Consider the following 19,786-nt stretch of genomic DNA (forward strand, 5'->3'; position numbering starts at 1 on the left):
AAGGACCCCCATGAAGGCCAGAAAGATAAAGATCGCCTTGAGGATCATAGGCCGAACCGGGCGAAAGCCGCCCGTTCCTCGATCCCCGCAATCGTATCGCCGACAATCTGGGTCCCAAAGCGAGAAAGGATCGACCGTTTGGCGCCATAGCGCTTGAACTGCACTTTGTCGCCGAAACGGTCCTTCATCACAGGCGCCAGATGCCCGATGCCATCGACCAGCCCCTCATCCAGCCCTTTTTGGCCGATATAGACCTCGCCCGAGAAAAGATCAGGGTTATCCGACAGCTTGGTGCCGCGCCGCGATTTCACGTAGTTGATAAATGTCTCGTGCAGGTCCTCTAACCAGCCTTTCAACTTGTCCACATCTTCGGGTTTGAGCGGCTTGAAAGGATCCAGCATGGATTTGGATTTGCCGGCCGTGTGCACGCGACGCTCGATCCCGTAATTGCCCAGCGCTTCATGCGCGCCAAAACCAGCACTGATCACGCCAATGGATCCGGTGATGGAACAGCTATCGACAAAAATCTCGTCTGCGGCACAGGCCAGCCAATAACCACCCGAGGCCGCGACATCCTCGACAAATGCAAAGACCGGGATTTTCTTTTCATCCGCAAGCCGGCGAATACGGGCGGCGATCAGGGATGATTGCACAGGCGATCCACCCGGGCAGTTGATTTCCAGCGCGACAGCGGCTGGCTTGCCCTTCGAGAACGCTTTTTCGATGACAGGGGCAAGCGTGGGGTTGTCCAACCCCCGGCCGCCATTTGTGATCGCACCCTGCAACCGGATCACGGCGACGAAGGGATCGGACTTTGTAAATGGGATATACTTCATGCCGCTCTACTTAGGGTGTCTGAAGGGATGCACAAGTCATTGCCTGATCCGCCATCCCGTCCGGAAAATCCACCAGATGAAGGCCAGACAGATGCCTGTGAACAGCGCAATCGCGAACAGTGATAAACCGATGCTGACATCTGCGGTCCCAAAGAAAGACCAGCGAAATCCGCTGATCAGATAGACGACGGGATTGAACAGGGTGATGTTCTGCCACACCGGCGGCAGCATCGCGATCGAGTAGAAAGAGCCGCCCAGAAACACCAGCGGGGTGATCACCAGCAGCGGGATCAACTGCAGCTGTTCGAAATTCCCTGCCCAAATCCCGATGATAAACCCAAGCAACGCGAAGCTGACGCAAGTCAGCGTCAGGAACGCGATCATCGCCAGCGGATGCGCGATGCTGATATCCACAAAAAAGAAGGATGTGATCAAAATGACCACGCCGATAAACATCGCCTTGGTGGCCGCTGCCCCCACATACCCGGCCACGATCTCGAGAAAGCTGACCGGCGCGGACAGCAGCTCGTAGATGGTTCCGATAAACTTCGGAAAATAGATGCCAAAGCTGGCATTCGACGTGGCCTGGGTCATCACCGTCAGCATGATCAGCCCCGGCACGATAAACGCCCCATAACTGACGCCTTCGACCTCTTGTATGCGGCTGCCGATGGCCGTTCCGAACACCACAAAGTAAAGCGACGTGGACAAAACCGGCGACACCAGGCTTTGCGTGATTGTCCGAAAGAACCGTCGCATTTCGAACATGTAGATGGTCAGGACCGCGTTCAGGTTCATGCTGTTTCCTTCACCAGACCGACAAAAATATCTTCAAGGCTGCTTTGCTGGGTCTGGATGTCTGTCATCTGCAGCCCGGCCTTCTGCAGATCACCAAGCAAGGTCGTAATGCCCGTGCGTTCGCCCGTTGTGTCATACCGGTAGATCAGGTTTCTGCCATCTGCGGCGCGTTCCAATGCATAGGCTGCCAATGCGTCAGGCACATTATCGACCGGCGTGGCCAGTTCGATCCGCAGCTGTTTTTGCCCCATCTGGGCCATCAACTCGGCCTTGTCCTGCACCAGCAAGATCTCGCCCTTGTTGATGACACCAACGCGGTCGGCGATGGCCTCCGCCTCTTCGATATAATGGGTGGTCAGGATGATGGTCACGCCACTGGCCTTGAGGTCTGCGACGACCTCCCACATGTCTTTGCGCAGTTCCACATCCACGCCCGCGGTCGGTTCATCAAGAAACAGGACGCGCGGTTCATGCGCCAACGCCTTGGCAATCAGGACCCGGCGTTTCATGCCCCCCGACAGCATCATGATCTTGTTGTCCCGCTTGTCGAGCAATGACAACTGCCCCAGGATCTTTTCGATATAGGCATCATCGCGTTTTTTGCCGAACAACCCGCGCGAAAAACTGACCGTTCCGAAAACCGTCTCGAACGGTTCCAGGTTGATCTCCTGCGGGACCAGTCCGATCAGACTGCGCGCCGCCCGAAAATTGGTCTGGGTGTCATGCCCGCCAACCGTAATCGTCCCCGCGCTTGGCACGGTTATGCCGCAAATCGTCGAAATCAGCGTGGTCTTCCCCGCCCCGTTCGGCCCCAAAAGTGCAAGGATCTCGCCCTCTTCGATATCAAGATTGACGGTTTTCAGGGCCTCAAAACCACCTGCATAAGCCTTGTGCAGGTTTTTGACGGAAACGATTGCGGACATTGGCAGACCTTCTGTGTGCTGCGGTGGACCGTAATCCCAGAACCGCCGAAGGGAAAGGTCAGAAGCCGCAAGTTCAGGCCGCCCGGCGATGGCCGTTGGCAATTGCCCGCATCGTTTGACTTCGCGGCAGTGCGGGCGCATGATTTGCCGAAACAACATGACCAAACCAACCCTGATACTCGATCCCGACTGGCGGCAGATGGACGAACTCTTTTCGCCCGCTGCGCGATCTGTGCTGTTCGCTACCTACACTGTGATCTGGGGACAGGACGGGCCGATCCCACACAGGTTGCTACACGACGAGTTACCGAATGCGGCCGTCTTGATCGCGGCCAATCCGGTCGTCGATCAGGCAACCATTGACAGGGCGCCGCATCTGAAGGCCGTTATCGAAGTGTCCGGCAGCTTTCCGGACACTATAGACTACGCCGCCTGTGCTGCAGCGGGGATTGAGGTGCTGACATGCGCGCCCGGATTTCGGCAATCGGTGGCAGAAATGGGTTTGGCCATGGCCCTTGCCGGCGGGCGGGGCCTGGTCAGCGAACATGAGGCATTCCGCCATGGCCGGGAAAACTGGCTAAGCGACAATGAAAACACAGATTTCACCCTGTTTGGCGCCCGGGTCGGGTTTATCGGCTTTGGGCAGATCGCGCAGGAGATCTGCCGCCTTATGGCGCCATTTGCACCCGACATCCTGGCCTATGATCCATGGTTGCCGGATGCAGTTGCAACGCAGTTCGGGGCACAGTTGACCGATCTGGACGACGTCCTTGCGCAGGCCCGTTGCCTGTTTGTCGCCGCAGTCCCCACCCGCGAAAATCATCACCTGCTTGGCGCAGACAAGCTGGCATTGATGCCGCAGGATGCGCTGCTGATCCTGCTCAGCCGCGCGCATCTGGTGGATTTCGCGGCGCTGACCGAATGCGTCAGGGCGGGTCGTATCCGGGCAGCCATCGACGTTTTTCCACATGAGCCCGTTCCGGCAGATGACCCGATCCGGCAGCTTGGCAATGCGATCTTCTCACCGCATCGCGCGGCCGCGGTTGCCGGGGGCAGGCAGCTGATCGGTGACATGATCATCGACGATCTGGCGCATATCATGGCCGGTGATGCGACCCGGCGGCTTGGGCTGGCTGATGCTGAAAAAATCGCGTCATTGGCTGGTGTGGGCGATGCAGCACAGGTCACATCCATGGCCAAAGAGCGCTGATCATTCCCCGCGCAATTGTCGCCTGAATTGCGCCGGGGTCATATTGGTCAGGCTCTGAAACGCCTCATAAAACGCGGATAAGGACCGAAAGCCGCAATCAAGCGCGATCCCCAAGATCTTGGCGTCAGTTTCGGCCAACAGCATCCGCGCCCGGTAGACCCGTATTTCGGTGACATGGGCCTTTACGGTGGTGCCGAGTATCTTCTTGAACAGCGTATTGGCGTAGTTCTTTGATACCGAGGCCGCTTCAGCCACGTCAGCAAGGCTGATCGGGTCAGTGTAACGCTGTGCTACAAAACGCAGCATCCGTTCAAAATGAACGATGGCGTTGCCGCCAATCCGGGACCGGCCGCCCAATTGTTGCGGCTGCGCAATGACGTCCCAACCACTTAACGCGACGCGTGTGATCCGGGCCTGCAGCTCAAGACAGTGCAGCCTGCTCATCGCTTCGGTGTCAGGGGATATCTCCCGCGCCCATTGCCCGGCCAGGATATCATCGCCGGGCAAATGATCGGCGGCCAGGATCACGCCGCCACCCAATAGCGCCTGCGTGAAATCCTGCGGTACCGGCCATGACCAGAATTCCTGCAATGACACATAGGCATTTGTGATTGTACCCGCGCCAACCACATCGGTTACCCGATGCGGCTGCGCGGCCCAGAAAATACAAAACCGCCCCTGTGGCACCCGAACTGTCTTGCCGCCAAAGGAATAGATCATATCGCAGCCCTGCAGATAATTGATCTCGATTGACGGATGGACATGATAGGGCTCGTTCATCGCGCGCGGGCGATGATGCTGCAGATACATGCCGCCGCCATGAGTCATCAGCTCGAAATCGTCAACAACGTTGGACGGATCAAGCGAACCCTGAAAGTGCGGCGTCATGTGCTTCATGGGCCGACACTAGCAGTGCTTTGTAAACAACGGCATACCATGTTTGATTTTCCGGAAGTCTTTAGTGCCTGTCCGAAAGACAGATCGCGAGGTGTCGCGTCTTATGAACCCCACAAAGCACCAATGGGAGGATTTAACGGTGACTTCTAATCGCAGATTGAAGATTACGCTTGGCCTGACGACGGCATTGTTGAGTGTGGGGACACTTGCAAAAGCCGACGACATGCCCGAAGAGCGGAGCCTGTCAGGCCTTGAATACGAACTGATCGGGCGCGGCGATATCTATGCGCATGGCACGGTGGACAGCTATTCGCAGGCTCCCATGCTGGATGCATTTGTGGAATCGGGCGCGTTGCCCCCAGTGGCTGATCGCCTGCCGGCAGAACCTATTGTGTTCAAGACCGGCGCCATGGTTGACGGTGTGGGCGAATATGGCGGCGTGTTTCGCCATGTGATCGGCGGCCGTCCAGAGGGATGGAACTGGATGGCTGGCCAGCATCAGGGCTGGGGCGGCATCAACATGGCAATGCAGGAATGCCTTGTCCGTCAGGGCCCGCGCTGGCAGGTCAAGGCCGAAGATCAGACCGGCCCGCTGCCGAACCTTGCCCAAAGCTGGTCATTCAATGATGACAATACGGAATTGACCATCAATCTGATGCAAGGCGTCAAATGGTCGGATGGCGATGCATTTGACGTCGAAGACGTGCGCTTTTGGTACGAAGACAATGTGCAGAACGAAAATGTCGCCTCGCGGATGGCAAAGGACAGCTTTGGTGGTGGCGCATCAATGGAAGTCATTGACGACTACACGTTCAAATTCGTCTTCGCAGAACCGCAATCGGAAACCATCGTCGAAAACCTCGCCTATATTCAGGGCTGCCCGGGTCCCAGCCATGTGCTGAAGGATGCGCATCCGGAATATAACAGCGATGCGACTTATGACAGCTACACCCAGGCACTGCCGAATGATGTGCTGCCACCTGTCGTGTTGGGGGCATGGGTGCCTGTGGTGCATCGCCCGGATGAATTGGTGATCATGCGCCGCAACCCATACTATTTCAAAGTGGACGAAAGCGGCCAGCAGCTGCCCTACTACAACGAAATGCACTTCCGCCTGTCCACATGGGGCGACCGGACGGCGCAGGCTGTGGCAGGCACGGGCGACTTTTCCAACATGGAAGATCCGGGCAACTATGTCGAAGCGCTCAAGCAATCCCAGGACGATGCAAGCCCTGTGCGTGCCAATTTTGGGCCACGTGTTCTGGCATGGCGTCTGGTTCTGAACATGGATGCAGCCGGTGCCGAGGATGAGGGCGAAAAAGCCCTGCGCACATTGTTCCGCGAGACGGATTTCCGCCTGGCCCTCAGCCACGCATTGGATCGCGACGCGATTGGGCAGGCGCTGGCCCGTGGCCCATTTGCCTATCCGTATATCTCGGGCTTTGCGACTGGATCCCCCTACTATGATGCGTCCTCGTCGGACTATCATCCATTCGATCAGGCCAAGGCGGCGGAACTTCTGGACGGTCTGGATGTAGTGGATACCGATGGTGACGGCACCCGCAACATGCCCGGCGGTGGCGACAACCTGACGATCAACGTGGATGTCAGCCAGGCGGGCAATGCCAGCATCAAGCAGTTGGAAGCTGTGGCCTCGCAATTGGCCGAAGTGGGTATCGCGGTGCAGACCCGTGCGGTCGATCAGACCGTTGCCGACACAAACTTCACCGGTGGTCAGTTTAGCGCGATGATGATGCGTGACAACGTGATCCTGCCCACGCGGGAAACCTGCCGCAGCTGGCCTGCCGGCGCCAATTGCCCGCATTTCAACGCCGGTGGCGACCGTCTGCCATTCGAAGCTGATCTGGAAGCGAAGCTCGCCGCGCTGCAAAGCTCATCCGACGCAGCCGAGCAGGCCCAGCTTGCACGCGAGATGCAGCAGCTGGTGACGGCCAATGCCTACACAATCGGGACCGTTCAGGTGCCTGCGGCATTGCTGGTCAACAAGCGGATCAAGAACGCGCATCCCGGCACACCAGTGTTCATGTATGAATGGGCCGAAGACGGTGTGATCCGCGAGCGCCTGTGGACACCTGCTGCCGATCAGGAACAAGAGGTCCTCCCTGACACGATTGCCGAATACTAGGCGATACGTGTGTAGCGGAACGCGCGGCTGTCAGCGATGATGGCCGCGCAACTTTGATCGCTGGGGAGGGCGTTCAATGGCATTCTTGCAATTTATTCTTCGGCGGATCCTTGTGACGATCCCGTTGCTGATTGGTATCTCCATCGCAACATTTCTGATCATCACCGCCGTTCCCGGCGATTTTGTCGACGGCTGGCTTGGCCGCACCATGGCCCAGACGGGCCAAAGCCGCGAAGCCCTGATGCCGCAGGCCAATCTGATGCGTGAGAGGCTGGGCCTCGATCAGCCGCTTTATGTCCAATATTGGGTCTGGATCAGGAACATCGTCTTTGCCGGTGACTTTGGCATGTCCTTTACCCAGAACCGGCCCGTCACCGAGGTGATCGACCTGCGCCTGTGGCGCACCATCGGCATCGCGCTTGTCACACTCGTTGTGGGCCAGATGATCGGTGTCTTTCTTGGTATCTATGCCGCAACAAACCAGTACCGCTGGGGCGATACGGCCGCCACGCTGGTGGCTTTCCTCGGGATTGTGATCCCGAAATTCGTGATCGCGCTGATCCTGCTCTACCTGCTGGCTTTTGTCTGGCACTCTCCCTATATCGGCGCGCTTTATTCGCCTGAATTCCAGGTCCAGCAGGGCATGTCCTTTGCCAAGCTGTGGAACCTCTTTTTGCATGTCTGGCCGATCCTGCTGGTCTCGATTTGGGCCGGACAGGCCTATACGACCCGCATGATGCGCGGGAACCTTCTGGATGTGATGAACGCCCAATATATCGAAACCGCCCGGGCCAAGGGGTTGTCGCGGCGCAAGGTCCTGTTTCGCCATGCGGTGCCGAACGCGCTGCATCCGGTGGTGATGAATATGGGATCCCGGTTTGACTACATGATCAAGGGCGAGATTGAGATCGCGCTGGTTCTTGGCATCCCCACGCTGGGGCCGCTGATCATCTCGTCCGTCACGGATCGGGACATGTATGTGATTGCCGCGATCTTCCTTCTGGTCGCCGTCTTGCTGGTGATCGGCAACCTGCTGGCCGACATCATTCTGGCCCTCATTGATCCGCGCGTCCGGCGCGCCACAGTGTCAGGAGGGTGAGGCGATGACCGACACGATCACCCCACCCGGCGCCCCAACCGATTTTGGCATGAATGCCGAGGCGGCAAGCGGGCCTTCCCTGTCTTACTGGCAATTGGTGCGCAAACGCTTTCGCCGCAACAGGTACGGGATGGCCGGGCTGTTGATGTCCCTCTTCATCCTGCTGACAGCGGTTTTTGCGGGCTTTATCGCGCCCTATGCCGTCGACACCAAGGACCGGGCCGCCATTTACAGCCCACCACAGACAATCCGCATCCTGACCGAGGATGGCAGCCTGACCACCCCCTTTGTGCTGGGCTTTGAAGAGGTCATGGACCCCAACACGTTCGAGATCACGTTCGAGGCCTCGTATGACAAGGCGGTGCCGCTGACATTCTTCGCCCAAGGGCCGGAATATACGTTTCTTGGGATGGAATTTACGACGCATCTATTCGGCGGGGCCGATGGCGAATTCGTGCATCTGCTAGGCACCGATGGGCTGGGCCGCGATGTCTTTAGCCGGATGGTCTATGGATCACGGATCACCTTGCTGATGGGCTTTCTGGTGATGGGCTGCGCCTGCATCATCGGCACCATCATCGGGGTATCCTCAGGGTATTTCGGCGGGCGTACAGATACCGTGATCCAACGGCTGATCGAATTCGTCAAATCCTTCCCTGACTTGCCGCTCTACCTTGCGCTGGTCGCCGTCCTGCCCCGCAACGCAGACCCGATCACCACGTTCATCATGTTCGCGATGATCATCGTGTTGCTGCAATGGGCAAACCTTGCGCGCGAATTGCGCGGCAAGGTCATTGCCATCCGGTCGGTCGAATTCGTCCGTGCCGCCGTCGCTGTCGGCGCCAGCGACAAGCGGATCATTCTACGCCACATCATTCCCAACATGTCCTCGCATATCATCGTCTGGGCCACCTATGTACTGCCCGAGGTCATCCTGCTTGAAAGCTTCCTGTCCTTCCTTGGGGTGGGCATTCAACAGCCGCTGGTCAGCTGGGGGGTGATGCTGAACGCGGTGCGTGATTTCCAATCACTGGCGGCCGCACCCTGGCTGCTGGCCCCTGTGGGTATGATCATCCTGTCTGTGCTGGCCTTCAACGCGCTGGGCGACGGGATGCGCGATGCAATGGATCCTTATGCCAATGACTGAACCCCTTCTCTCAGTTGAAAACGTCGCCGTATCCTTTCGCACCGCTGTGGGCGTCACCGAAGCGGTCAAAGACGTCAGCTATGCAGTCAACCGGGGCGAGACCCTCGCCGTGGTGGGTGAAAGCGGCTCGGGCAAATCGGTGACCGCGCGCGCGATCATGGGCATGCTTGCGCCCAATGCCATTGTGGGCAAGGACACCCGGGTCATGTTCGATGGGGACGACCTGTCCACGTGGTCGGAACTGGAATTGCAGCGCATTCGCGGCAGCCGGATTTCGATGATCTTTCAGGAACCGCTGACATCGCTGAACCCAGTCTACAAGATCGGCGATCAGGTGGGTGAAATCATCCGGGTCCATCGCGACATCAGCAAGAAAGACCTCAAGGCCGAGGTGATCCGGCTGCTGACCGAAGTTCAGCTTCCCGATCCTGAACAACGCTACAGCCAATACCCGCATGAAATGTCAGGCGGACAGCGGCAGCGGGTCATGATCGCCATGGCGCTGGCCAACAACCCCGATCTGCTGATCGCGGACGAGCCGACCACCGCCCTTGATGTCACGGTGCAGGCGGAAATCCTGTCTCTGCTGAAATCGCTTCAGCAGAAACACAATATGGCCGTGGTCCTGATCACGCATGATCTGACTGTTGTCAGCCGCGTGTCCGACAATGTGGTTGTCATGCGCCGGGGCGAGGTCGTGGAACGCGGGGCCACGGCCGAGGTTTTTGCCAACCCCCAGCATCCCTACACCAAGCACCTGATCGAAAGCGAACCCAAGGGGCTGCCCGACCCGCTTGACCCGCAGGCCGCGCCGGTCATGGAAGGCACCGATATCTGCGTGACCTTTCAGTTGAAAGGCGGGGGGTTCTTTAATCCGACAACCAAGGATCTGAAGGCGGTCGATCATGTCTCGGCCCTGGTACGCAGGGGCGAAACGGTCGGCGTTGTGGGCGAAAGCGGATCTGGCAAGACCACCTTTGCGATGTCCCTGATACGGCTGGGGGTCTATCAGCAGGGTCAGATCACATTCCAGGGTGACCGAATCGAAACCCTTAATCGCAAGCAGTTGCAGCCTTATCGCACCCGCATGCAGGTCGTTTTCCAGGATCCGTTTTCATCGCTAAACCCGCGCATGATCATCCGGCAAATTCTGGAAGAAGGGCTGATTGTGAACGGCATGGGGTCTGCCCGCGACCGTGACACCGCGGTGCGGCAGGCGCTGGACGATGTGCAAATGCCGCATAGCGCGCTGGATCGGTTTCCGCATGAATTCTCTGGCGGGCAACGCCAGCGACTGGCCATTGCCCGCGCCATCGCCTTGAAGCCCGAGTTCATCCTGCTGGACGAGCCGACATCGGCGCTGGATCTGTCCATTCAGGCCCAGATCATCGAGCTGCTGCGCGATCTGCGGCGCAAACACGGGCTTAGCTACATGTTCATCAGTCATGACCTTAAGGTTGTGCAGGCGCTCTGCCATAATGTGATCGTCATGCAGCATGGCAAGGTGATGGAGGCCGGACCGACAGATCAGGTCCTCACCAACCCCACAACCGCCTACACGCAGCGGCTGGTTGATGCCGCCTTCAAGGTGGTTGCATGATTTTCCGGAACCCTTTCACCAATCCTCTGAAAGACCTGTCTGCGCAGGCTGATAAGCTGCAATAGGCATTCAACAAGGACATCGCAGGATGACACAAACACCTAAAATATCGTTTATCGGCGCAGGCTCTGCCGTGTTCATGCGCAACATTGTTGGCGACATCCTACAGCGCCCGGATCTAAGTGATGCGCATGTCGCATTGATGGATATTGACCCCACCCGTCTGGCCGAATCCGAAGCCATCGCAAACCGGATGGTTGAAACGCTGGGTTGTGGGGCGCAGGTCACCGCACATACCAATCAACGCGAGGCGCTGGACGGCGCGCATTTTGTCATCGTTGCCTTCCAGATCGGGGGCTATGACCCTTGCACGATCACTGATTTCGACATTCCCAAGAAATTCGGACTACGACAGACGATTGCAGATACGCTTGGGATTGGCGGCATCATGCGCGGGCTGCGCACAATCCCGCATCTGTGGTCGATCTGCGAAGACATGATGGCCGTCTGTCCAAATGCCACAATGCTGCAATATGTGAACCCCATGGCGATGAACACATGGGCGATTGCGCGGAAATACCCGCAGATCAAGCAGGTTGGCCTTTGCCATTCGGTGCAGGGAACGTGCAAGGAACTGGCCCGGGATCTCGACATTGATTACAAGACCATTCGCTACGAATGCGCGGGCATCAACCATATCGCCTTTATGACAACGTTCGAGCAACAGATGCCCGACGGCACACGCCGCGATCTCTACCCCGATCTGCATGCCGCCTATCACGCTGGCAAGGTCCCCAAGGAAAACCTGCATAACCCGCGCTGTCCCAACATCGTCCGCTACGAGATGATGACAAAGCTGGGATATTTCGTCACCGAAAGCTCGGAACATTTTGCGGAATATGTGCCGTGGTTCATCAAGGATGGCCGCGAGGATATTCTGGAGCGGTTCAAGATCCCGCTGGACGAATACCCCGAACGCTGTGTGGAACAGATCGCGGGCTGGGCGGCCGAGCGCGAGCGGCTGGAATCACAAGAGGTGATGGAACTGAACGAGAGCCATGAATATGCCTCGGAGATCATCAATTCGATCTGGACAGGCACGCCGTCGGTGATCCATGGCAACGTGGCCAATCACGGGCTGATTGACAATCTACCCGATGGCTGCGCGGTCGAGGTCGCCTGCCTGATTGACGGTAACGGTGTTCAGCCCACCCGCTATGGCACCCTGCCACCGCAACTGGCCGCAATCATGCAATCCAGCGTGACGGTCCAGGGGCTGGTTGTTGAGGCGCTGATGACTGAAGACCCGCAATATATCTACCACGCCGCAATGATGGACCCGCACACGGCTGCTGAACTGGATCTTGATCAGATCTGGGCGCTGGTGGACGAATTGCGCGCGGCACATACCGAATGGCTGCCCGGATGGGCAAGACCGGCGGAAACTGCCAAAGTGGCCTGATGGCGCCAACACAAAAACACATCGCAATTGTCGGGGGCGGCACAGCCGGATGGTTGGCCGCCCTGATGCTGCAAAAGGCAGCGCAAGCGTCGGATGGCTTGCGCATTTCAGTGATTGAAAGCCCCGATATTCCCACTGTTGGTGTGGGTGAGGGATCAACTTCGGTCTTTCGGCAGGTTCTGTTGGACCTCGGGATTGATGAGGTGGAATTCCTGCGCGCAACCGGTGCGACGCTGAAATTCGGGATCAAACATGCCGGCTGGCGCAAAGACGGCAAGGACTATTTCGGCCCGATTGATGATCCTAACGCATTGGCACCACCCCCCGGTGGGGCGCCGTCCAACTGGCTGCATCACGCACAGATCGCTGCCGGAAAAAGGGTTGCGGACACACATCTTTTTACGGCGCTGATGCGCGGCAATAAATCCGCCTATGCGCGCAAGGATGGCAAGCTGATCCCGCTTAGCCCCTATCACCACGCCTATCATTTCGATCAGGCCCGGTTAGGGCGTTTTCTGGCCAGCAAGGCGACCGGGATTGACCATATCCAAACAGAAGTCGCAGCGCTTTTGCGCGACCCCGCCAGCGGCGACATCACGGCCCTGCAATGCAGCGGCGATCGCCAGATCGACGTGGATTTCGTGATAGATTGCACCGGTTTTCGCCGCGCGATCATCGGGCAAATGGGGGCGGAATGGAAAAGCTATGGCGCCATGCTGCCCCTGAACAAGGCAATCCCGTTCTGGCTGGATCATGATCCAAAGGCTGATATTGCCCCCTATACGCTTGCCCGCGCGATGGATGCAGGATGGATGTGGGGCATTCCCGTTCACGACCGGATGGGCTGTGGCTATGTGTTTTCCGATGCGCATATCAACGCAGATCAGGCCAAGGACGAGTTGGAAACCCGGCTGCGCCGCCCCGTCGAGATCCGCCGCCAGATCGACATTGATCCGGGCCGTCTGGACCAATCCTGGATCGGGAATTGTGTGGCCGTCGGGCTGGCGCAGAGCTTTCTGGAACCGCTAGAGGCCACATCCATTCATGGCACATTGGTGCAAATGCTGCTGCTGTTACGGGCAACGCCCACCCAACTTGCCGCAGGCCCGCTGCCCACAGAGCGCGCTGCGTTCAATCAGACAGTTGCGGGGCAGGTCGATGACTTCGCCGATTTTATCAATATCCACTATGCCGGCGGGCGGCGGGATACACCGTTTTGGGCTGACATGACCGAAGGCGGGATCACCGCGCGCCAGCGCGACAGGATCGCGGCATGGCAACACACGCCGCTATCGCGGAACAGTTTTACCCCATTGCCGGGTGGGTTACCCCATGTGGAAGAGCAGCTTTATACGCCGGTGCTTGGCGGTCTGGGGCTTTTGGGCAAAGATGCCTCTGCGCGCGCGGTCGGATCACCCGGCCTGAAAAAACAAGCGCGCAGCGCCTTGGCGCAGCTGCATCAGGATTTCACCGGCGCGGCCCGCAAGGCGATCCGGCACCGCACCTTTCTTGCAAGCCTGGCCGCCCGGGACTAGGCACTGCAGGCGGTATCCACCGCAATCAGAGCGTATTGGCGAACGCATCACGATCCGTTACCGTCCGACCATGTTGCCGCGATGATATTGGCAGGCAACGGTTTTTTGAGGCGGGGATTGAACATCAACAATCGTGTCTATCTGATTTGGGTGGTGTTACCCATCGCGCCCCTGATTGTCGCCTTCACGGTACTGGGCCTGCTGGATCCGGGGGAAATGACCCTGCTGACCTCTGCCATCGCGACAGAGGCGTTCCACGATGACGCGCTGGCCATCCGTTTTCACAACCAGCTGCTGGTCTATGGGGCGGTTGCTGTCTTTCACGTGGCCGCCTGCCTTGCGATCATCATCTCTATGATGCTGAAAATTCGGCAAAAGCCGCTGGCCGAACGGCGGCAGGCCGTGTGGGTGCTAGGCATATCCATCGCTTTGCTGGTGGCATTCAATCTGATCGCACGACAGGACGCGTTTCGCGGGGCGCTCAACCTGACCTATCGCGAGATTTGCGCGGTCAGTCGGCAGGCAGATATCGCGCTGCATATCCTGCCACCGGCCTGCGATGCGCCGGGGCTGAGCATTTTTGCATGGCTTGCTGTCATTCCCTACCTGTTCGGGCTTTTGGCGGCTGCATTCGCATCATCGCTGGTCAGCACCCTGTTCGTACCCCTGCCCGAAGACCCCAGCACGCAAGAGGTTGAAGCCCACAAGAAACGCATCACGGGGATCGAACAGGCCTTCCAATCTGCAGCTTTCGTGCTGGTCACAAGCACGATTGCAATGATGCTGTTCTACAAACTGCCCCTGTCCCTGATGGCCGACGAAAAAGCCCATGAGATCATGACAGGCTATGCGCAAGGCATGACCCTGTTCTGGGGGATGATCTTTACCCTGACCCTGATTGCGATATTTGGCCCCGGCAATCTGATCCTGTCGGGTTATCTGACGCGCGACAAGGCCGTGCCCGAGGACGAGGACCGAAGCCGCGGATTGCTTGCGCCCAGCACCCGCGATCAGTTGTCAAAGCTTCTGACGGCGCTGGTGCCACTTCTCATCGGGGCCGCCGCACCGGTGCTGGAGTTGATAACAGGCGCGTTATAGTGCTGCGATCAAGTTGACCGGGTTGGTGGCGACGCATTCAAAGTGACCGGAACCGTCCGTCGTGGGCCCGGGCCAGCGCGTCAGCTTTGGACCCTAAGCATCCATCATCCCAAGCACAGCGGTTTTCAAAATGCGCAGGCGTGTCAGGAAGGTGTCCCTGTCAGGGGCATCGTATTTGGCATTGGCACTGGTGGAGAAAACGAAATCGGCAGTCGCTTTGGTGTTCTGGGCCGCAGGACTTCCGGCGGCCGCATGTGCCGCGATCTGTGCGCTGAACAACGCGGTCCAGCCCGCGTGCGCCTCCAGCATTTCTTCGCTGGCGATTGAATGCATGCCATCTATCAGATCCGCAGCCTCGGGCGAGGCCTGGACGGTGTCGTACCATGATATTGGGCCAAGGGTGAAAAACGTCTCTAGTTTGTCGGCAAAACTGTCTTGTTCGGCCCAGATCCGCGTCACCTCATCAACAGTTGCTGCATTGCCTTTGCGGACGGCAGCGCGAAGAATCGCCTCTTTGCTTGGATAGGCGTTGTAAAGCGTTTGACGCGCAACGCCCGCCTCACGCGCAATGTCGTTCATGGTGGTCTTACTGACCCCATATCGCTGAAAAACAACCGTTGCAGCGTTCACAAGTCTTTGGTTGCGGGCGTCCATCTGACTTTCATTCTACGGATTGACATGCAATGTCAAATTGGACAATTGTATAAAAAATGTCCAATCGTCAATACAATCCACCCGGGGGTGCACCATGCAACTGACTGTAAACGGACAACGTCGCGAAGTTGATGTTGAAGACGACATGCCGCTTTTGTGGGTGCTGCGGGATGAGCTTGGCATCACCGGCGTGAAATACGGCTGCGGCATTGCCCAATGCGGGGCCTGCACGGTGCATATGGACGGTTTCGCCGTCCGCAGTTGCCAGGTCGCCGCGGCCAGTGCCGACGGGGCCGATATTGTGACGATCGAGGGGTTGGGCACGCCCGATACGATGCATGCCGTCCAGGACGCCTGGGTCGAACATCAGGTTGCCCAATGCGGCTACTGTCAATCGGGGCAGATTATGCAAGCAGCAGCACTGTTATTGGACAACCCCGAGCCCTCTGACGACGATATCGACGCCGTCATGAGCGGGAATCTTTGCCGCTGCGGGACATATCCCCGTATCCGCGCCGCGATAAAAACAGCCGCCGCCAAGCTGCAGGAGGTTTGATCCATGGGACGTTTACGCACAATTGCCCGCCGCACGTTTCTGATCGGATCCGTCGCCGTTGTTGGCGGGGTGGCCTTTGGCACCTATCTGGTCCGCCGCGACATTCCGAACCCGTTGGAAGATGACCTTGCAAGCGGTGAAGCAACCTTCAACCCATGGGTCAAGATTGATCAAGACAAGATCACATTGATCACGCCCCATGCGGATAAGGGTCAGGGGGTCGCCTCGACCCAGGCCGCGCTGATCGCCGAAGAAATGGATTTGGAGTTCGGCCAGTTCGAGATCAGCTTTGGCACGCCCAGCCCGGCCTATTGGAACACGGCCATGGGGGCAGAGACGGCCCCGTTCATGGCCACCGATGAAAGCTTCACCGCCGAAACAACCCGCGCAATGATGGGCAACCTGATGAAAGTCATCGGCTTGCAAGGCACCGGTGGGTCCAGTTCTATGCCGGATAGTTTTGACAAACTGCGCATGGCCGGGGCCGTCGCGCGGGAAACACTCAAGCATGCCGCATCGCAGGAAACCGGTGTGGCGATTGCCGAACTCAACACCGAAGGCGGCGCGGTCATTCTACCCGATGGGACGCGTATCCCATATACCGCATTGGCTGCGACAGCCGCGGGGATCGAGCCGGTGCAGGATGTCACGTTGCGTGACCCCAGCACATGGCGGTTGCTTGGTAAACCGATGCAGCGGCTTGATATCATTGCAAAATCAACCGGCACTCTGAATTACGGGATCGACCTTTCCGTGGACGGGATGGTGCATGCCGCAGTCCGGTTGGACCCCTGCCGCAACGGACAGATTGTGAACTATGATGCAACCGCCGCAAAGGCCATGCGCGGCGTGACGGATGTGGTCGAGATCACCGGTGGCCTGGCCGTTCTCGCTGACAATACGTGGCGGGCCATGCAGGCGGCGAATGCCATTGATGTGACATGGGGCGCACCGCCATACCCCGCCGAGATGGACGGGCACTGGCAGGCGCTGGAGGCATCGTTCAGCCCCGAACTTCTGGACAGCACATGGCGTGACGAGGGCGACGTCGAGAGCGCAATTGCGGCGGAAGACGTTATCGAGGCCGAGTACAGATCGCCCTATGTCGCACACGCACCACTGGAGCCACTGAACGCCATCGTGCGTGTCACAGATGACGGGGTCGAGGTCTGGTCCGGGCATCAGATGCCCCGCCAATTGCAGACTGTTGTGGCGGGGATCACCGGGCATGCTGAGGGCCAGGTGACCTTCCACAACCAGTTCATGGGCGGCAGTTTCGGGCACAGGCTTGAACTTGACTATATCAAGCAGGCCACTGAAATCGCCAATCAGATGCGCGGCACGCCGATCAAGCTGACCTATAGCCGGGAAGAGGATTTTGCGCAGGACTTCCCCCGCCATATCGCCATGGGTCGGGCGCGCGGGACAGTGGCTGATGGTCAAGTGAACACGCTGGATCTGTCGCTTGCAGCCCCATCTGTCATTGCGTCTCAGATGGGCAGGCTGGGCTTCCCGGTGGCGGGGCCCGACTCGCAGCTGGCGGCGGGCGCGTGGAACAACCCCTACGGCATCCCGAACTACCGGATGACAGCCTATCGCGCGCCAGAGCTTGCACCAACATCAAGTTGGCGGGCCGTTGGCGCGCCTGCCGCTGGCTTTTTCTTTGACAGCTTCCTTGATGAATTGATCCACCAGGCAGGCGCCGACCCGATGGAAGAACGCATTCGCCTGATGGATCATGATGTGTCGCGCAAGGTGCTTGAGGCTGTGGCCGACATGTCATCCTGGGGCGGGGAGCTCGGGCCCAATCAGGGGCGCGGCGTTGCGTTTGTGGAAAGTTTCGGTGTGCCGGTCGCTGAAGTGGTCGAGGTAACGGCGACGGATGCTGGCATCCGGCTGGACAAGGTCTGGGTCGCTTGTGATGTCGGCCGTGTGCTTGACCCGGTAAATTTTGAGAACCTGGTCCAGGGCGGTGTGATCTTTGGCCTGGGCCACGCGATCAACTCGGAAATTACCTATGCAGGCGGGATGGCAGAGCAATCGAATTATCATGCGCATGAAGCAATGCGTATGTATCAGGCGCCCGAGATTTTCGTGAAGGGGCTCGAAAACGGCGCCCATATCCGCGGCATTGGCGAACCTCCGGTACCTGCTGCAGCCCCAGCCTTGGCAAACGCGATTTTTGCGGCCACGGGGGAGCGTCTGCGCGAGATGCCATTCCACAAGTTCATGGATTTTGTGTGAGGTTTGCCATGACACGGTTTCTGAAAGTTCTGGCCGTTGGTATGATGGCCAGCCTTGCCACATTGGCCATTGCAGACGAAGAGGCCGCCGTCATTGATCCGCCTGCTGCTGGCAGCGTCAGCATCACAGAAGGCCTTGCGGCCTTTGATCGGGTTTACGAGGTCACCTCGCACCCCCGCTGCGCAAATTGCCATGTCGGCGCAAGTGACCGGCCGATGTGGTCCGGCCCCAGCTATGACCGTACGCGCCCGCATGGGATGAATGTGCAGGCCGGGGAAAGTCGCATTGGCGCCGAAACAATGCTGTGCAGTACCTGCCATGCGTATCGGGAGGGTTTGAATGATGTCCCTCATGCGGCCCCACAAGTGGCGATGAACTGGCAACTCGCCCCGATTGAGGCCGACTGGTTTGGCCGCACATCAGACGAGATCTGCACCCAATTGCGTGACCCTCAACGCAATGGCGGGCGCACGATGGTAGAACTGGCAGAACACCTCAATCATGATCTGATCCTGCATTGGGCCTGGAACCCCGGCGGCGGACGCGAACCGGCACCCTATAGCTTGCAGCAACATGTCGATGACCTGTTGATCTGGGGCGTTGCAGGCTTTCCCTGCGCAAGTGACTAGATCGCGGTTGGCGCATGGCCAATACCGTCGAACAGGTGCTCGGTCCAGCATCTATGCCTGATGTGGCTACTTAAGCTTCCCACCAGACCGCCCTGCATTAAGGCGTCGGAGGCAGTCCAGTGCTGATCGACGTAGCGACCCCTGCGCCGTGTTGTGGAACGGCGGGCATCATTGGCTCAATGCCGTGGATTTTGTGAATCCTATCAATAGTGCGGCATCATGCAGTACCGGCGCGAACGTCAAGCATTTCCACCTCGGACCGGACCTGCATCAAGACCTTCTCGGACGGCAACAGAGCGGGACAAAACCGATTTTCGATGCTGATGCCTGAATGACCGCTCTTACTGAGCCAACATTATGAAACGTCGGCGGGGGTAACCAACAGATCGGTGCTTTCTGTAGCCGAACCAAATGCCGTCAGTAGCGCGTGAGCTTGGCCACGGTGGTGGGTCTGGTGATTGAAGAAGTGTGCCACGAGCCTCCAAGCGGGTTGCGTTGACTTGCGTGTACGCGTCGTATTCCACCATGTGAAATCAGCTTCGAGCCAAGCTTCGTCCAGATCATGCGCCCAGCCTAGAATCGTTTCATCAAAGGTTGCGCGATCTGTTTTCAGTGTCTGCCAATCTTGATATGCTAGCCCCTTCCCCTGATCATCTGACAAAACAGTCGCCGGCGTTCCGGCAAACCTGTTCATCCAAACACGGTCCGCCCAAAGAATGTGCGCAAGCGTCGTATGCAACGATCCGAAAAATGCGCCACGGTCTTCATTGCGTTGTTTGTCATCAAGGGCATCTGCTGCCTCATAGAGAAGGCCGTTCTGCCAATGATTGTAGCGTGCCATCAACAACGCGTGGATCGGCGAAATCATGAGATACTCCTCCTGTTTACTACAGGAACAGTAGCATGACCCTCCGTGGCGGACGAAACAGCTTGCATGTCGGAAACAAACTAC

17 protein-coding genes are annotated in these 19,786 nt (G+C 58.3%); 11 read left to right on the top strand and 6 right to left on the bottom strand.

What is annotated here, in order from left to right:
- Nucleotides 1-44: 44 nt before the first annotated feature.
- The 3 genes from AABB31_RS11950 to AABB31_RS11960 are packed head-to-tail and all read right to left on the bottom strand — an operon-like array spanning nucleotide 45 to nucleotide 2,557.
- A complete protein-coding gene (locus AABB31_RS11950; RefSeq protein ID WP_342077922.1) occupies nucleotides 45-836 on the bottom strand; it encodes a S49 family peptidase in 792 nt (263 codons plus the stop codon).
- A 36-nt stretch (nucleotides 837-872) separates the two neighbouring features.
- A complete protein-coding gene (locus AABB31_RS11955) occupies nucleotides 873-1,634 on the bottom strand; it encodes an ABC transporter permease (RefSeq protein WP_373634781.1) in 762 nt (253 codons plus the stop codon).
- Nucleotides 1,631-2,557 carry an ABC transporter ATP-binding protein gene (locus AABB31_RS11960; RefSeq protein WP_342077921.1) on the bottom strand — a complete coding sequence of 309 codons (927 nt, stop codon included), beginning with the start codon at nucleotides 2,555-2,557 and terminating at the stop codon, nucleotides 1,631-1,633. Before AABB31_RS11960 ends, AABB31_RS11955 begins: the two co-directional genes overlap by 4 nt.
- A 157-nt stretch (nucleotides 2,558-2,714) precedes the next feature.
- On the opposite strand from AABB31_RS11960, the gene AABB31_RS11965 reads away from it, so the two are divergent.
- Complete coding sequence (locus tag AABB31_RS11965) at nucleotides 2,715-3,767, top strand: NAD(P)-dependent oxidoreductase (protein WP_342077920.1); 1,053 nt, start codon at nucleotides 2,715-2,717, stop codon at nucleotides 3,765-3,767.
- Here AABB31_RS11965 and AABB31_RS11970 read toward each other — a convergent pair whose 3' ends face one another.
- Nucleotides 3,768-4,655: a helix-turn-helix domain-containing protein gene (locus AABB31_RS11970; protein WP_342077919.1), complete on the bottom strand. Its 888-nt coding sequence runs from the start codon at nucleotides 4,653-4,655 to the stop codon at nucleotides 3,768-3,770.
- Between the two features lie 166 nt (nucleotides 4,656-4,821).
- Between AABB31_RS11970 and AABB31_RS11975 the strand changes: the two genes are divergently transcribed.
- From AABB31_RS11975 to AABB31_RS12005, 7 genes are all read left to right on the top strand, one after another.
- A complete protein-coding gene (locus AABB31_RS11975) occupies nucleotides 4,822-6,810 on the top strand; it encodes an ABC transporter substrate-binding protein (RefSeq protein ID WP_373634782.1) in 1,989 nt (662 codons plus the stop codon).
- A 76-nt stretch (nucleotides 6,811-6,886) separates the two neighbouring features.
- Complete coding sequence (locus tag AABB31_RS11980; RefSeq protein ID WP_342077917.1) at nucleotides 6,887-7,909, top strand: ABC transporter permease; 1,023 nt, start codon at nucleotides 6,887-6,889, stop codon at nucleotides 7,907-7,909.
- A 4-nt stretch (nucleotides 7,910-7,913) separates the two neighbouring features.
- Nucleotides 7,914-9,056: an ABC transporter permease gene (locus tag AABB31_RS11985; RefSeq protein ID WP_342077916.1), complete on the top strand. Its 1,143-nt coding sequence runs from the start codon at nucleotides 7,914-7,916 to the stop codon at nucleotides 9,054-9,056.
- Nucleotides 9,049-10,656: an ABC transporter ATP-binding protein gene (locus AABB31_RS11990; protein WP_342077915.1), complete on the top strand. Its 1,608-nt coding sequence runs from the start codon at nucleotides 9,049-9,051 to the stop codon at nucleotides 10,654-10,656. Before AABB31_RS11985 ends, AABB31_RS11990 begins: the two co-directional genes overlap by 8 nt.
- Before the next feature lie 88 nt (nucleotides 10,657-10,744).
- A complete protein-coding gene (locus tag AABB31_RS11995) occupies nucleotides 10,745-12,118 on the top strand; it encodes an alpha-glucosidase/alpha-galactosidase (protein ID WP_342077914.1) in 1,374 nt (457 codons plus the stop codon).
- Nucleotides 12,118-13,653, top strand: coding sequence for a tryptophan halogenase family protein (locus tag AABB31_RS12000; protein ID WP_373634783.1), 1,536 nt, complete (start codon nucleotides 12,118-12,120; stop codon nucleotides 13,651-13,653). Before AABB31_RS11995 ends, AABB31_RS12000 begins: the two co-directional genes overlap by 1 nt.
- A gap of 117 nt (nucleotides 13,654-13,770) precedes the next feature.
- Nucleotides 13,771-14,751 carry a hypothetical protein gene (locus AABB31_RS12005; protein WP_342077912.1) on the top strand — a complete coding sequence of 327 codons (981 nt, stop codon included), beginning with the start codon at nucleotides 13,771-13,773 and terminating at the stop codon, nucleotides 14,749-14,751.
- A 93-nt stretch (nucleotides 14,752-14,844) separates the two neighbouring features.
- On the opposite strand, the gene AABB31_RS12010 is transcribed toward AABB31_RS12005, so the two are convergent.
- Nucleotides 14,845-15,405: a helix-turn-helix domain-containing protein gene (locus tag AABB31_RS12010; RefSeq protein ID WP_342077911.1), complete on the bottom strand. Its 561-nt coding sequence runs from the start codon at nucleotides 15,403-15,405 to the stop codon at nucleotides 14,845-14,847.
- Between the two features lie 94 nt (nucleotides 15,406-15,499).
- Between AABB31_RS12010 and AABB31_RS12015 the strand changes: the two genes are divergently transcribed.
- Genes AABB31_RS12015 through AABB31_RS12025 form a run of 3 tightly spaced genes read left to right on the top strand, consistent with a single transcriptional unit; the run spans nucleotide 15,500 to nucleotide 18,834 of the window.
- Nucleotides 15,500-15,961, top strand: a complete 462-nt coding sequence (locus AABB31_RS12015) for a (2Fe-2S)-binding protein (protein WP_342077910.1) — start codon at nucleotides 15,500-15,502, stop codon at nucleotides 15,959-15,961.
- Between the two features lie 3 nt (nucleotides 15,962-15,964).
- A complete protein-coding gene (locus AABB31_RS12020; RefSeq protein ID WP_342077909.1) occupies nucleotides 15,965-18,205 on the top strand; it encodes a molybdopterin cofactor-binding domain-containing protein in 2,241 nt (746 codons plus the stop codon).
- 8 nt (nucleotides 18,206-18,213) lie between these two features.
- Nucleotides 18,214-18,834: a hypothetical protein gene (locus AABB31_RS12025; protein ID WP_342077908.1), complete on the top strand. Its 621-nt coding sequence runs from the start codon at nucleotides 18,214-18,216 to the stop codon at nucleotides 18,832-18,834.
- A gap of 355 nt (nucleotides 18,835-19,189) precedes the next feature.
- Here AABB31_RS12025 and AABB31_RS12030 read toward each other — a convergent pair whose 3' ends face one another.
- The gene (locus AABB31_RS12030) at nucleotides 19,190-19,702 is read right to left on the bottom strand and encodes a DinB family protein (RefSeq protein WP_342077907.1); all 513 of its coding nucleotides are present in this window, start codon (nucleotides 19,700-19,702) and stop codon (nucleotides 19,190-19,192) included.
- Between the last annotated feature and the right edge of the window lie 84 nt (nucleotides 19,703-19,786).

This window comes from Yoonia sp. SS1-5 (assembly GCF_038443705.2).
In the GTDB taxonomy this organism is placed as follows: Bacteria; Pseudomonadota; Alphaproteobacteria; order Rhodobacterales; family Rhodobacteraceae; genus Yoonia; species Yoonia rhodophyticola.

Bases quoted from the DNA above. Each gene is read 5' to 3' on its own strand.
- AABB31_RS11965 (WP_342077920.1), top strand. From the start codon at position 2,715: ATGACCAAACCAACCCTGATACTCGATCCCGACTGGCGGCAGATGGAC.
- AABB31_RS11960 (WP_342077921.1), bottom strand. From the start codon at position 2,557: ATGTCCGCAATCGTTTCCGTCAAAAACCTGCACAAGGCTTATGCAGGT.
- AABB31_RS12030 (WP_342077907.1), bottom strand. From the start codon at position 19,702: ATGATTTCGCCGATCCACGCGTTGTTGATGGCACGCTACAATCATTGG.
- AABB31_RS11970 (WP_342077919.1), bottom strand. From the start codon at position 4,655: ATGACGCCGCACTTTCAGGGTTCGCTTGATCCGTCCAACGTTGTTGAC.
- AABB31_RS11985 (WP_342077916.1), top strand. From the start codon at position 7,914: ATGACCGACACGATCACCCCACCCGGCGCCCCAACCGATTTTGGCATG.
- AABB31_RS12020 (WP_342077909.1), top strand. From the start codon at position 15,965: ATGGGACGTTTACGCACAATTGCCCGCCGCACGTTTCTGATCGGATCC.
- AABB31_RS12010 (WP_342077911.1), bottom strand. From the start codon at position 15,405: ATGGACGCCCGCAACCAAAGACTTGTGAACGCTGCAACGGTTGTTTTT.
- AABB31_RS11950 (WP_342077922.1), bottom strand. From the start codon at position 836: ATGAAGTATATCCCATTTACAAAGTCCGATCCCTTCGTCGCCGTGATC.
- AABB31_RS11995 (WP_342077914.1), top strand. From the start codon at position 10,745: ATGACACAAACACCTAAAATATCGTTTATCGGCGCAGGCTCTGCCGTG.
- AABB31_RS12025 (WP_342077908.1), top strand. From the start codon at position 18,214: ATGACACGGTTTCTGAAAGTTCTGGCCGTTGGTATGATGGCCAGCCTT.
- AABB31_RS11980 (WP_342077917.1), top strand. From the start codon at position 6,887: ATGGCATTCTTGCAATTTATTCTTCGGCGGATCCTTGTGACGATCCCG.
- AABB31_RS12000 (WP_373634783.1), top strand. From the start codon at position 12,118: ATGGCGCCAACACAAAAACACATCGCAATTGTCGGGGGCGGCACAGCC.
- AABB31_RS11955 (WP_373634781.1), bottom strand. From the start codon at position 1,634: ATGAACCTGAACGCGGTCCTGACCATCTACATGTTCGAAATGCGACGG.
- AABB31_RS11990 (WP_342077915.1), top strand. From the start codon at position 9,049: ATGACTGAACCCCTTCTCTCAGTTGAAAACGTCGCCGTATCCTTTCGC.
- AABB31_RS12015 (WP_342077910.1), top strand. From the start codon at position 15,500: ATGCAACTGACTGTAAACGGACAACGTCGCGAAGTTGATGTTGAAGAC.